The sequence below is a fragment of the uncultured Cedecea sp. genome (genome assembly GCF_947498825.1).
In the GTDB taxonomy this organism is placed as follows: Bacteria; Pseudomonadota; Gammaproteobacteria; order Enterobacterales; family Enterobacteriaceae; genus JGM124.
Window position 1 is genome coordinate 72,373 of the sequence record NZ_CANMLV010000014.1, and the last position, 13,674, is coordinate 86,046.

Below are 13,674 nucleotides of genomic sequence, written 5' to 3' on the forward strand. Positions count from 1 at the left end.
CTGACGACAGCCCGCTTAATCCGTCAGCGATGTGCTTACTTCAACAAGGTTGCCAGACCTTGCAGGCGTTCTGGATGACTTTTAATCTCCTCGGCCACAATAGCGGCTATCGCCTCAGCGCCTTTTTCCTGAAAATGCGTCCGGTCAGGATTCATAATATTGCCCGTTGTTGTTGCGTCAGCGTAGTAAGGATAGCGAGTCACATCAGTAACCCCCAGCCAGTAGTTTTTCCACTCAGGCTCCCCCAGGCTATTAGCAAACTCTCGGCTGCGGGTATCCAAATCAATCACCGCAACATGATTTTCGGTTGCCGTATCGATAATGGTTTGCGAGTAACTCCCCGGATAATCACCTTTGGTGGTGATATGAGTACTGGTGGTAATCGGAAAGAGTCCGGCAACTTCCTTGGTAACCTTCTTATCCTGGATAATACGTGTTACTGGAGTGATAAGTACCGGGATAGCCCCTTTATCACTGGCCAGTTGTAGATATTTTTCCAGTGATTTTTGGAACGAGTAGTCTGGTCTGTTAGCCGGGAAACGGGGTGTCCCGTCTTCAGCATTGGCATAGGTACAACGGAAGGTCCAGTCGGTATCGCCTGTGACATTACATTTTTCATCATTGTGACCAAACTGGATCAACAGATAGTCGCCCGCCTGAATATTCCCAGCTATCAAGTCAAACCAACCCTCAGTAATAAAACTGCGCGAGCTACGGCCTGATTGTGCAACGTTGATGACTTTAACATCCGCATCCGTTTTAAACTGACGGTTAAATGCTTGTCCCCATCCCATGCGCGGCAGAACTTCTGCCGGATAATTACTGGCAGTTGAGTCACCGGCAATAAAGACTCGGGTTTTATAATCGCTCCAGGGTTTTAAATGTGGATCGAGAGGATTACTGCTACGGATCTCCATCAAATTACGATCATAGAGCGCAGTAGCGCCTCTTTCGGTTATTTTCGCATTGCTAAAACCGTCGCGATTAAAATATAGCTGGGTCAGAACAGCATCGACTCCCGTATGGTCAGCTTTCATTAAAGTGGTAACAGGATCAAAATGTTCCGCGTCACTGACACCGGCAGCCTTAAGTGCATCAAACAGATCGGCACGAAGTTTATTATTGGCCGCCTCAATTGTGGTAATTTTCGCTCCCGCAGGAGCACAGGCGGCTATCAGTTGCAACGAGCCTTGTAGTCCAAGATCGGTTTTGGCTACCACTGAGGCTATTTTATCCGTCAGCGGATTAATATTCGCAATATTAACGACATTTTCCTGCAAAGTGGCCAGAACCGCGGCCAGTTGTATATCCCCTTGTTGCACACTCAATAAAATTGGGGCTGTCATATCACTGGCAGATAATCCAAAATTACCCTCTGTATTTGTCTGTAATACGTTGCGAACTCCTTGCGCATCGCAAACGGTAATACTGGCATTGGCAAGAGGGCCTCCTACAGCAGCAACGCCCTGGATAGATGTCGTCTGCGCCATGACGGAAGTAGAGAGCAACAAGCTTAATGTTATGGCGTATGGTTTTAATTGCATAAGAACCCCTGCGCTACAATCAGAATATATATCTGTTATACCCGTCATACTTCAAGTTGTAGCAGTGCTGGAAAAGAAAAAATCAAGATGGGTAAGATAAATAATGCTGAATTACCCAAGTCTATTTGGATATCAAAAAACCAACTGCTAAATTATTTATAATCAATATCAGCCTGCAAAATCTATCAAAAATGAAACATTGTTTTAATAACGCAGATCACAAATTCAGGAAAGAATCTGATTACTGAAGTGAAGAAAATGAGGGGGTTATTGCCTGCTATACAGGCTTGACGGTGATGGATGACAAAGACGAAACCGGATATACGGTTTTTTCGAACTAATGCCACATTACAATCCAGCCTGCAGCAGAATATTTCTGAATACTGATTTTTGACAAAATAGCAATAGATATGTTTTTTACATCTTTAATAAAATTGAAATATTGGTTGCTTACTATCCTGGCTCACAAATTTTATTATTTCTATCAGGAATAAATTATTTATGCGCTTTTTAAAATCACTTGTTTATACCGCTGTGTCAGTCTCACTGGCATTCCCACAATTATCAGCTGCTGCCACTACGAGCGAAAAACCACAAACCATTAAAAATGTGATCGTGATGATCCCAGATGGAATGAGTGTGACAGGTACAACGCTTGCTCGGCTTTATAAAGGGGAATCTCTTGCGCTTGACCCGCTAGCAAGTGGCTTAATGAGCACCTGGAATGGGGATGGTACTATTGCCGATTCGGCTCCTGCTGGTTCTGCTCTTTCCTCAGGCTGGAAATCCCAGAGCGGTAATATCGCCAGTACTGGGAAAAAATATGATTTACCGGGAGTCAAAACGCCCCGTCAGGGAGAAGAACTGCGTCCTGTCGCTACCCTGCTGGAAGCAGCAAAACTCAGTGGTCGCTCTGCCGGTATTATCAGTACCAGCGAATTTATGCACGCCACACCTGCTGATTTCAGTGCTCATGACCCTTCCCGTAAAAGCTACGATAATCTGACAGAGCAAATTGTCTATAATGGCTTGGATGTGATTTTAGGTGGCGGCGCTAAATATTTGAAAGCTGAGAACCGCGCTGATAAAGAAGATATGGCTAAAATCCTCACTTCCCGTGGCTATACCATTATTAATACCCCCGATCAGCTCAATGCATTTGATGGCAAAAAACTGGTTGGTGTTTTTGGTAAGACAGATAAACACACCGCACTCTCTTATGACTTAGACCGTGATCCGGCGCTGGAGCCCTCACTGGGCGACATGACACAAAAAGCAATTGACGTCTTGTCGCAAAATCCGGATGGCTTTTTCTTAATGGTGGAAGGATCAAAAGTTGACTGGGCAGCCCATGCTAATGATCCGGTCGGTATTGTCAGCGATGTCCTGGCATTTGATAACGCCGTAGCCAAAGCGGTTGAGTTCGCGAAAAAAGACGGTAATACCTTAATTGTTGCCATGACCGACCACGGTAACTCAGGTATTTCGATCGGCGACCGTTCGACCTCAACCAATTATGATAAAACTCACTGGACAAGTTTTGTCGATCCACTGAAAAAAGCGAAAGTCACTGGCGAAGGCTTTGAAGCAATACTTGAAACTCAGTCAGCGAAACAAGATCCGGTAAAAATTCGTGCCTTAGCCCAGGAGTGGCTGGGTATTGATGATTTAACCGATGCTGAAGTGAAGAATATTATGGGTGCCAAAGCGGACTCACTGAACTATGTCGTCGGCCCTATTCTTGCTGAGCGAGCAAAAATCGGCTTCACCACTAACGGACATACCGGTGAAGATGTGGTGCTGTACAGCTACGATCCACGCGGTCGCCTGCTGGGTGGCTTAATGGATAACACCGAAGTGGCGCAATTTATGGCAGCAGCGCTCGATGTCGACTTAGAACAAACCACTAACCGCCTGTTCCTCGACGCAGATACTGAGTTTAAAGCTAAAGGCGCAACCGTCACTGAAGATGTTACTGATGCAGAGAACCCGGTACTGGTCGTGAAAAAAGGCGATCAGACACTGAAGATCCCCCGTAATAAAAGCATTGCCTGGCTGAACGATAAAGAAGTCGTTTCAGAAGGCGTCAATGTCTATAACGGTTCTCGCTGGTTTGTTTCTCAGTCACTCGTAGACCAAATTAAATAATTCCACTCTCATTGAGTAAAGCTCGCGCGTGCAGAGCTTTACTCATCTTCTTTTCTGCCCCGTCAAATACCGCTTCTGAAGAACGCTCTTTATACCCGTCATACTTCAAGTTGCCCGGGTGTTGCCTGCCTAAGCAAGAAGTGAGTATTGACAGAGCATCATCAGCTAACTGATTTTTACTGACAGCGACAAGTCATTAATCCGGGTAAGCGACCCAGTCACGATTACCTATCCGGATATAGGATTTACCCTGATACTTTATCGTAACGGAAGTGGCATTTTCCGCCACACTCTCAGTTTCAGGTAATCCCTGTACCAGGGCTTTCCAGTCTACCGGGTTTGCCACAAAAATTTTCCCGTCCAGCGCACGCGTTACCAGCTCTGAAATCGCCAGATAACTGCTCGGTTGATTAATCTCTATGGGCATTCCTTCACGGGGATCCTTCATACCAATAAATTTAATGCCTGCAGGAACATGCGTCACTCTAGGGCTCGGAATATCACGCAAACCAGAGACTTGCATTCTATCCCCTTCAAGAGCTGCGCCATGTTCAGGAACAATAACCACCATAACCTTACGATTTGACTGCTCAAGCTTAGTCAGGAAAGCATCAAGCTCATCAAATAACTTCTGGGCACGCACTTTATAATCTGCCGGTTTGCTGTCATTCGGGTACTGGTTACCATCGTGCAAAGGAACCAAGTTGAAGAAAGTCGCGCTTCTGGCGGGCTCAAGGCCGCTTTTCAGGTTATCAAACCAGCGATTTAACACCGCACCATCGTTATAAATTGGTGACCCATCAAAAGCTTTCAGGTTCACCGGCAGATTACTCTGATCCATCAACGGTATCTTTATATTGCCATTCTGACGCACTTCATCGAGGAAACCACCAAACTGCCCATTGTGATCCAGCATCAGCTGTTGACTGAAACCCAGGCGTGCCAGTTCATCAAATAAATAACACTGGCCATCTACAGGTTCGTAGAGATTTTTATGCGAAGTCTGCCCACAACTCGCTCTCAGTAAGCGAATCGCGGCCGGACCACTGTAGGAAGTCGCTGAATTAAACTCTTTAAACAGAATATCAAAATGCTTCCATAGTGGGTGTGAACTCAGACCAACATATTCAATATCGGACCATGACAGCGAGCAGATATTGATAATTAATAAATCGAAAGGTTCAGCATCTGCCGGTAATGCTGCCGGGAATTGTGTCTTGCGCTGCGCTTCAGTGGCATAAAACTTATCTAAATACGCAGTCAGGTTTTCATTCGTCGGTGCCGCGGCTTGCAGAGCATCATTACCGGCAACAACTGGATTCGCCGCAGCTTGCTGCGCTTGTGGAACTGACGGAGCTGAGAACAACAACGGACCAATAATGGGAGAGATATTGAGCCAGAGCATAATGGCAATGACAAAAGCGCTGACTCTTATCCAGGGATTTATCAGACGATAAATCACCAGCAAAATGAAAGCATAGCCGACCATTTTCCAGTTAACAAAACGCGCCGACAGCTCGAGTAGGTAGCTAAAGCTAAACTCAGTAACCTGACTTCCCTGGCTGATGATACTGTCTAAACCCGGTAGCCAGGTATCATGCCAGAACAGGGCAAAGCCTACCGGAAAAGCTATCCAGTCACGCAATTTACCAAGCCAACTTACGGATAGCGGCATCAGTAAAAAGGCCATAAAAACCAGGTTTTCCAGCGGATTGAAATTGAGATAGCCAGTCCATAACAACGCAAATTTAGCTAAAAAATAATAGTTCCAGCAACCCAGGCCACGCCAGCGCGGGCCTGATGATAATGATTTTTCGGTAGATGTGTTATGCGTCATTTTTTTTATCTGTCTTCGCGGAGGACTGGTGCAATATTCCGTACGGCTTAATAAAGCGAGGTTTCAGAAATCGTAAACGTATTACGGCGCGTAATGCGGGCAACCTTGATTTCAATATATAACCTGCCGGAATAAAAATAATGGCACATAAAATAATCAACTGAATAATGTCGACCGAATTCATCATGATGGTTTCTTAACCTGAATATCATTCAGCAAGGTAAAAGGTACCGGAGAATGTGCAGATGTAGTGTCAACGGCAGAAGCGCTATCCGTTAATTCCGGGGCCTCTACGACTAACTCCGGCATCAGGCTCATATCATTCTGCCACACGATTGGCTGCTTTATCTTAAAACGGTATAGCTGAGAGGTAATCTGTTCATCGGTATACCACACCAGGCAATGACTAAAAATATCGCCAAGCCTGAGAGAGAAGATACGCTGGAGCACAGAATGCATATCATTGAGGTGACAGTTTGCCAGGAAAAGCATCAGACAATCTTCCCCGAGCGTAATAATATCCCCCATGCGTTTTATCCGGCATACCGTCAGCGCCTGGTTCGGACGCAGTCCCACAAGCGGCCGTAGCGCCACTAAAATACCTTTATGATCGGCCGCCAGAGCAGAGTTCTGAATCAATTCATTAATCGTACTGCTGAATACTTCTTTCGACTGATAACCCTTTAACGCCTGCGGCTTCATTTGTTGAATGATGCTATCCAGATTGCTTGAAATCGTCTGACTGAAGAACGTTCCCTGCACGCTGTTCACCATATTCAAACAGCGGGGCAGCGAAACTTCTTGTGGAATAATCAGCGTAGCCCCACAGTTCAGCAGTAATTGTACGTCCGCCGCTCTGAGCTGCCCGTGTCTTTCACGAACAATAATCTTTAGCGCATTACCCCGTTGTATGCGTAAGGTGTGTATTTGATGGCTGAGTTCAACAATCTGATTTTGTTTAGAAAAAAAGAAAATAATGGTAGCCGCATTCGCTAAACTGGCCGATTCAAAAACCCTGTCATTATTTTCATAAATCAGCCAGTTTGCGGATAATTCAGGCGTCCCTTCCAGAACATCTATATGACTGATAATAATATCTTCATCGCCATAATTTTGTGGCGTACTGTGAGTATCATAAATAACCTGCCAGCAATTATCACAGTACTGAAGCACCAGGCGAAGTCCTGCACTCACCCCACGTTCATTACACCAAAAGGCCACATCATAATGGTGGTTATTCATCAAGCGGGCTAAACCGGAAATAGAGTGATGGGCATTAAGTAGCAAAGAATATTGTTTATTAATAAGCTTCCCGGTGTTAATCAATAACAGTGAACATTGCTGTTCAGTTGCCCATGCAGCAAGATCCTCTAAATCAGACCTGAGGGTGTTACCATCTGTTTTATCAAATGCATTTTCCGGGAATAACACAATAAAAAAAGTATGCCGCGGGTTAATACTACACATCAGGTCTCTGGATAATATCCCTAATTTTTCACCGGAATCGGGCAGGGAAAATAGATAAATAAGCTCAGGCCCGGCCTTTCTATGATATTTTATTTCGTCACACAGGGTTGCAGAAGGGGCGACAACAGCGACTTTAGCCGAGGCAGGTTGCGAGGTAATTGATTGATTAATAATATTTATTGCGTCATTTTTATTATCCACATTAAGCCACCACACCCCACCAGCAGGCATATGGCTCAGCTCTTCCTGAAGAGCATCAATACCTAATGTAAACACTGGGTTAGCAGTTTTATCAACCGGTATGCCGGACTTAAAATTAAGGCGCATAAGATTTTCAGTTTTAATAAGATATTGTATTGAAAAAAGCTTTTTCAGCTCTACCGTCGATAATATATTTCATTTTATTAAAAATTTTGTCATCATACTACTGATAATTTACGTATAATAACACAGCAGAGCGGTATACCTGCGAGTCTACCGGCCAATGGCGTCATTAATTTATATTCAGCCTCACAAAATATATTATTTATACTCAAAATAATTCGAGTTGCTTGTAGGCGCGAAGTGAGGCCCGTCGATGAGCATAGATAAACTCTGTGATTCGGCGGGCTGGACGCAGGCAACACCCAGGCAACTTGAAGTATGACGGGTATATCTCCTGAATAATTCGGGTTGTATGCGAGTAGCGGAAGAGCGAATTGATAAGTACAGACAAATTATGTGATTCAACGCGCAATTTTGAGATAACTTGAATTATGACAGGTATAAATATGCCTGCTAACGGACCGCTCCGGAATGAACGATATCAAACATCTTAGTACTCAAGAAACCGACGGTTCATTCACAAATGAGAGTGACCTGAACACTTTAAGCTTAGCATTCTCCCTGCAACACATTGATTATATTGATATCGGTCAACAAGAACAATTCATAGCCGCAATACAACGCTGGCCTCTCTTGTCTGAGCTCATGCAGGACCAGGGAGTCTAGCGAGTGGCCATTATTGGATTACAGGGAATACGCGGTGGTACAGGTGCGACATCCATTACTGCAGCCCTTGCCTGGGCATTACACCAGTTAGGTGAGTCAGTGTTGGTTATTGATGCTTCTTCCGACAATATGCTGCGTCTTTTTTTTAATATTGCGCTTAATCGTCCAGAAGGATGGGCTCGTGCAACGCTGGATAATCAGAACTGGCAGGAAAGCGCCTGGAGATACGCCCCTTCTCTCGATATATTACCTTTTGGCTCGCTCAGTGAACGCGAAACAGAGTCACTCTTTTCCGATCCAACCCTGTGCAATAAGTTTAATCAGTACTTAACGCTCCTTAAAGACAGCCAGCGCTATAAATGGATTTTAGTCGATCTCCCGTTCCTTTCAACCGGCATGGCAACCGACTGGTTAGCGCAGCTTGACAGCAGGATCCGTGTTGCCCGGCCTGATGCCAACTGCCATATTCGTCTCTGTCAGCAACCTGTAGACTCGCAGAGTTTTCTGTTAGTGAATGGTCTACAAGTTGCCAGTAAATTACAAAATGATATCTATCAAGTCTGGTGCCATACCCAGTCAACACTCATTCCTGTGGCTTTTCATGCCGATGAAGCTATGGCCGAATCCTGTGCGATGAAAAAGCCAGTTGGTGAATACAGTCCCCATGCCTTGATAGCAGAAGAAGTGATAACCCTTGCAAACTGGTGTTTGATTAATCTGGCAGGCCAGCGCGTATGAGAGCTTTTCGTCCTGAACTCTCGCCTTCTTCTGTCGGTCCTCAGCTTGCGGCCCATTATAAAATCTATCGCTACCACCAGGTTTCGGTACTGAGCGCCCTCTCAGGCTGTTTCTGGGTATTGATGGCATGGTGTTTCCTGCCGCTGGAAAATCAACCCTGGCAGAACATTCGTCGCCATCGCCATTATCTTTATCCGCATATTGATCCCTCCCGCCCGCGGCCGTTGGATATTTTGCGTTATGCCATTCAAAGCCTGTGGCTGTTGATAACTAAAACGCCCTCGAAAATGGACTGGAACTTCGCATTCATTCACCATGCGATACGACTGCACCAGCGGATTATTGCAGCCTACGATAAATTGTTTATGCGTTTAAGCGCACGGGCTGTCACGCTAAAAGATGAGACTGACTCACAGCAGAAAACGGCGCATTCCACTCTACGCCGGATAGCGATTGGAACACTATCCGGCATTGCTATGATGGTCGCGGTTATCTGTATTACTCAGCCATTCAGCCCCGCAGCCCAATTCGTTTTTTGGTTGATACTCTGGGGTGTCGCTTTACTGGTTCAACGCCTGCCCGGGCGATTCCCTTCTATGATGTTGATTGTTCTCTCTCTGCTCGTTTCCTGTCGCTATATGTGGTGGCGGTATACTGAAACACTGAACTGGAACGATCCGCTGAGTCTGATTTGTGGTCTGACGTTACTGTTTGCAGAAACTTATGCATGGATAGTGCTGGTTCTCGGTTATCTTCAAGTCATATGGCCACTTAACCGCCAGCCAGTCCCGATGCCAGCCGATCTCAGCCAATGGCCAACTGTCGATATTTTTGTACCGACTTATAACGAAGACCTGCATGTTGTTAAAGGTACTATCTACGCTTCGCTGGGTATCGACTGGCCACAAGACAAGATCAATATCTGGATTCTGGACGATGGCGGCAGAGCTGAATTCCGAGAATTTGCAGAATCGCTAGGTATTCACTATATCGCCCGACCCACCCATGAACATGCAAAGGCGGGTAATATCAACAATGCCCTGAAATATGCCAAAGGTGAGTTTGTCGCTATTTTTGACTGTGACCACATCCCTACCCGTTCATTTTTGCAACTCACTATGGGTTGGTTCCTTAAAGAAAAACAGCTGGCGATGATGCAAACTCCGCATCACTTCTTCTCACCGGACCCCTTTGAAAGAAACCTTAAGCAGTTCCGCAAAACCCCCAATGAAGGGACTTTGTTCTACGGGCTGGTACAGAATGGTAACGATATGTGGGACGCCACTTTCTTCTGTGGATCCTGCGCGGTCATTCGTCGCGGCCCGTTGGATGAAGTTGGCGGTATCGCCGTAGAAACCGTGACTGAAGATGCGCATACGTCCCTGCGTCTTCACCGTCAGGGCTATACCTCTGCTTACTTGCGTATTCCTCAGGCAGCCGGGCTGGCAACCGAAAGTCTGTCTGCGCATATTGGTCAGCGTATTCGCTGGGCGCGTGGCATGGTGCAAATATTCAGACTGGATAACCCCATGTTTGGCAAAGGACTAAAGCTGATGCAGCGCCTTTGTTATACCAATGCAATGCTCCATTTTATGTCTGGTCTGCCAAGAATGATCTTCCTGGTCGCCCCTCTCGCTTTCCTGTTGATGCATGCGTATATCATTTATGCTCCGGCTGTGATGATAGTCCTGTTTGTTCTGCCACATATGATTCACGCCAGCCTGACCAACTCCAGAGTTCAGGGTAAATATCGTCACTCTTTCTGGAGTGAAATCTATGAAACGGTGCTGGCCTGGTATATTGCCAAACCGACACTGGTGGCCTTATTTAACCCACATAAAGGAAAATTCAACGTTACGGCAAAAGGGGGGCTGGTCGAGAATGAATACGTTGACTGGCTGATTACTCGCCCCTACATGATTTTAGTGCTGCTGAATCTGTCTGGCCTGCTGTTTGGTGTTTGGCGCTTTGTCTGTGGTCCGGAAGATGAAATTTCAACGGTCATCATCAGTATGATTTGGGTGATGTATAACCTGATTATTCTGGGAGGCGCAATCGCGGTTTCGATAGAAAGTAAACAGCTCAGACGCGCCCATCGTGTTGAAATCTCTCTGCCTGCTGCGATTAAACTTTCCAGCGGACATCTGTTCCCTTGCACTCTGTCTGATTATGCCAACAGCGGTGTTGGGATCACACTACATGCTGCGCATAACTTACGTAGTCACCAGCAGATAGTCTTGCTGCTTAAAAGGGGGACAAAAGAGTATGCCTTCCCGGCGAGCATAATGCGGATCAGAGGCAATCAAGTCGGATTACAGTTAGAAGAGATGACCCCGCGTCAGAATATCGATTTTATGCAATGCACCTTTGCCCGCGCGGACACCTGGGCGCTATGGCAAAAAGATTATCCAGAAGACAAGCCACTGAAGAATTTGTTTTTTATATTTAAACTTGGCTTCAGAGGTTACCGTCAGTTAACTGATTTTGCTCCCGACTCAGTAAAATATCTGTTACGGCTCAGCGCTCAGTTAATCAGCTGGCTCTATTCATTTGTTCCACACAAGCCGGCGGCTCAACAACCACCAGCAGAATCCACATTGGCCCAACCTTGATGATAATGTGATGAAAAGAAAAATATTTTGGCTTTGCGCAATTGCCGCCAGCATTTATGCCTCTCCATTCGCATCGGCAAACACGCTCGATAATGCTAATGATGAAGCAGCGCTTTCTCTCGCGCCTGTAGCATTATCTTCATCGGCGGGAACTCAGGCAGTTCAAGGTAATGAGCCAGTTATCATGGAACAAGCGCCATCGCGGAATGTGACATTAAGCTTTGCGCAGATAGCACCAGCACCTGGTAGTATCTCCCTGAAGGGCATTATTCCTGATGCAAAAGTCACCTTTGATACGCGCCGTGATGAGGTCGTCTCCAAAGCGGTACTTAATCTTGAGTACACGCCATCGCCAGCCCTACTGCCAGTACAGTCTCAGCTAAAAGTCTTTCTTAATGATGAATTGATGGGTGTCCTGCCGGTAACAAAAGAACAGTTAGGTCAAAAAACTGTCGCCCGGATGCCAATTGACCCTCGTTATGTTGCTGATTTCAATACCATACGTCTTGAGTTTCTCGGGCACTACCGGGATATTTGTGAAAATCCAACCAACAATGCTCTGTGGCTCGATATCGGACGTAACAGCTCGCTGGATTTAAACTATCAAAGTCTGTTGCTCAAAAACGATCTGTCCTATTTCCCGGAACCTTTCTTTGATGCACATGACAACAGAGCGCTTAACCTGCCGATGGTTTTTCCCCGTACGCCAAGTCTGAAACAACAGGAAGCCGCAGGTATCATCGCCTCCTGGTTCGGCACCAAAACGCAATGGCGTGGCCAGAAATTCCCTGTTCTGTACAACAGTCTGCCAAAAAATAACGCCATTGTGTTTGCCACAAATGAAAACCGTCCAGATTTTCTCAGAAACTATCCAACGGTGACGAAGCCAACCATCGAGATGATCGGTCATCCACAGGATCCGTATATTAAGTTATTGGTAGTATTCGGGCGTGACGATAACGACTTGGTACAGGCGGCAAAAGGAATTGCACAAGGCAATCTGTTGTTCCGTGGCAGCAGCGTCACGGTTGATGAGGTCAAAACCATCGTTCCTCGTCAACCCTATGATGCGCCAAACTGGGTGCCAACAGACAGACCTGTCACTCTGGGTGAGTTAAAAACCTATCCTCAGCAGCTTCAGTCAACGGGAATCGTCCCCAGACCTCTCAGTATTAACATGAATCTGCCTCCGGATCTGTTTATAGCCCGTAGTGACGGTATCGATTTAGATCTCAAATACCGTTATACCGCGCCCGTTGCAGAAGACAGCTCTCGCCTGGCCATTAGCCTGAATGAGCAATTTATTCAGTCTATTAATTTGACGCCGAAAGAGACAGGTAATCAGTTATTACGCTTGCCGGTAATACAGGGCCTGCTGGATGATAAAACCGATATCACTATCCCGGCCTTACAATTGGGTGCACGTAATCAGCTCGTTTTTGACTTCTCCTATATGAATCCGATGCCAGGGGGAACACTCGAGAACTGTATTACCTATCAGCCAGTGCCTAATCACGTCGTGATTGAAGATAGCTCAACCCTTAATTTCTCGAGCTATTACCATTTTATTGCCATGCCCGATTTGCGTGTGTTTGCTAACTCAGGCTTCCCCTTCAGTCGTATGGCCGATCTGTCACAAACGCTGATTGTTGTCAGTCAAAACCCACCGCCAGGTCAGGTGACAACGCTGCTGGATACGCTGGGAATGGTAGGCGCCCAAACAGGTTTCCCCGCCTTGAATTTGTCCATCACCGATGACGGACAATCAATTCAGGATAAAGATGCCGATATTATGATTATCGGCTCTATTCCACCTGAGCTGAAAGATGATAAGCAGATAGCCTTACTGGTCAATGCAACAGAAAGCTGGGTCAGAACCCCTCTGCGTCAGACTCCGTTATTAAATGGGCAACCAAGCCCTGAAGATAGCAAAGCGGAAATACAGACAACGATTTCCTCCAGTGGCCCCATGGCTGCGATACTGGGCTTCCAGTCACCTTATAACAGCCAAAGAAGTGTTCTGGCATTGCTGGCCGATAGCCCACGTGGTAATGAGTTATTGAACGAGGCAATGGGTGACAGTGGAAAACGTGCCTTTATTGGCGGTTCAGTAACCATTATTCGTGACTCTGGCGTCAATGCTCTGCGTGTCGGGGATATCTACTATGTCGGCCATTTACCTTGGTATGAGCGAATCTGGTTTGCGCTAGCAAAGCATCCGATTATTTTGAGCATCTTAGCGGTCGTAACCATGATCCTGCTGGGTTGGATATTGTGGCGTGTTCTGCATATTCTTAGTCGCCGTCGCCTGACGACAGGTGATAAATAGATAAGACCA

At 46.1% G+C, this 13,674-nt stretch carries 9 protein-coding genes; 5 read left to right on the forward strand and 4 right to left on the reverse strand.

The annotated features are described in order from the left end of the window. Positions 1-35: 35 nt before the first annotated feature. Positions 36-1,544 carry a rhamnogalacturonan acetylesterase gene (locus Q1A40_RS15005; RefSeq protein ID WP_300001419.1) on the reverse strand — a complete coding sequence of 503 codons (1,509 nt, stop codon included), beginning with the start codon at positions 1,542-1,544 and terminating at the stop codon, positions 36-38. Positions 1,545-2,045: 501 nt separating this feature from the next. Here Q1A40_RS15005 and Q1A40_RS15010 point away from each other — a divergent pair. After that, positions 2,046-3,692: an alkaline phosphatase gene (locus Q1A40_RS15010; protein ID WP_300001420.1), complete on the forward strand. Its 1,647-nt coding sequence runs from the start codon at positions 2,046-2,048 to the stop codon at positions 3,690-3,692. Positions 3,693-3,888: 196 nt separating this feature from the next. Here the strand turns inward: Q1A40_RS15010 and bcsG are convergent, their stop codons facing one another. The 3 genes from bcsG to bcsE are packed head-to-tail and all read right to left on the reverse strand — an operon-like array spanning position 3,889 to position 7,323. Continuing rightward, on the reverse strand, positions 3,889-5,529 hold the full coding sequence (bcsG, locus tag Q1A40_RS15015; protein WP_300001422.1) for a cellulose biosynthesis protein BcsG: 1,641 nt from the start codon (positions 5,527-5,529) through the stop codon (positions 3,889-3,891). Next, positions 5,519-5,716: a cellulose biosynthesis protein BcsF gene (bcsF, locus tag Q1A40_RS15020; protein ID WP_367275751.1), complete on the reverse strand. Its 198-nt coding sequence runs from the start codon at positions 5,714-5,716 to the stop codon at positions 5,519-5,521. The genes bcsG and bcsF overlap by 11 nt, the downstream gene beginning before the upstream one ends. After that, complete coding sequence (bcsE, locus tag Q1A40_RS15025) at positions 5,713-7,323, reverse strand: cellulose biosynthesis protein BcsE (protein ID WP_300001424.1); 1,611 nt, start codon at positions 7,321-7,323, stop codon at positions 5,713-5,715. The genes bcsF and bcsE overlap by 4 nt, the downstream gene beginning before the upstream one ends. Positions 7,324-7,791: 468 nt before the next feature. Here bcsE and bcsR point away from each other — a divergent pair, with 468 nt between their 5' ends. From bcsR to bcsB, 4 genes are read left to right on the forward strand one after another with little or no spacing between them, the layout of a single operon-like run. Beyond that, positions 7,792-7,986 carry a cellulose biosynthesis protein BcsR gene (gene bcsR / locus Q1A40_RS15030; RefSeq protein ID WP_300001426.1) on the forward strand — a complete coding sequence of 65 codons (195 nt, stop codon included), beginning with the start codon at positions 7,792-7,794 and terminating at the stop codon, positions 7,984-7,986. Positions 7,987-7,989: 3 nt separating this feature from the next. Next, on the forward strand, positions 7,990-8,724 hold the full coding sequence (bcsQ, locus tag Q1A40_RS15035) for a cellulose biosynthesis protein BcsQ (protein WP_300001428.1): 735 nt from the start codon (positions 7,990-7,992) through the stop codon (positions 8,722-8,724). After that, on the forward strand, positions 8,721-11,336 hold the full coding sequence (bcsA, locus tag Q1A40_RS15040) for a UDP-forming cellulose synthase catalytic subunit (protein WP_300001430.1): 2,616 nt from the start codon (positions 8,721-8,723) through the stop codon (positions 11,334-11,336). The genes bcsQ and bcsA overlap by 4 nt, the downstream gene beginning before the upstream one ends. 10 nt (positions 11,337-11,346) lie before the next feature. Beyond that, a complete protein-coding gene (bcsB, locus tag Q1A40_RS15045; protein ID WP_300001432.1) occupies positions 11,347-13,665 on the forward strand; it encodes a cellulose biosynthesis cyclic di-GMP-binding regulatory protein BcsB in 2,319 nt (772 codons plus the stop codon). Positions 13,666-13,674 lie beyond the last annotated feature (9 nt).

Excerpts from the sequence above, each read along its gene's own strand:
- Q1A40_RS15005 (WP_300001419.1), bottom strand. The coding sequence starts at position 1,544 with ATGCAATTAAAACCATACGCCATAACATTAAGCTTGTTGCTCTCTACT.
- Q1A40_RS15010 (WP_300001420.1), top strand. The coding sequence starts at position 2,046 with ATGCGCTTTTTAAAATCACTTGTTTATACCGCTGTGTCAGTCTCACTG.
- bcsG (WP_300001422.1), bottom strand. The coding sequence starts at position 5,529 with ATGACGCATAACACATCTACCGAAAAATCATTATCATCAGGCCCGCGC.
- bcsF (WP_367275751.1), bottom strand. The coding sequence starts at position 5,716 with ATGATGAATTCGGTCGACATTATTCAGTTGATTATTTTATGTGCCATT.
- bcsE (WP_300001424.1), bottom strand. The coding sequence starts at position 7,323 with ATGCGCCTTAATTTTAAGTCCGGCATACCGGTTGATAAAACTGCTAAC.
- bcsR (WP_300001426.1), top strand. The coding sequence starts at position 7,792 with ATGAACGATATCAAACATCTTAGTACTCAAGAAACCGACGGTTCATTC.
- bcsA (WP_300001430.1), top strand. The coding sequence starts at position 8,721 with ATGAGAGCTTTTCGTCCTGAACTCTCGCCTTCTTCTGTCGGTCCTCAG.
- bcsB (WP_300001432.1), top strand. The coding sequence starts at position 11,347 with ATGAAAAGAAAAATATTTTGGCTTTGCGCAATTGCCGCCAGCATTTAT.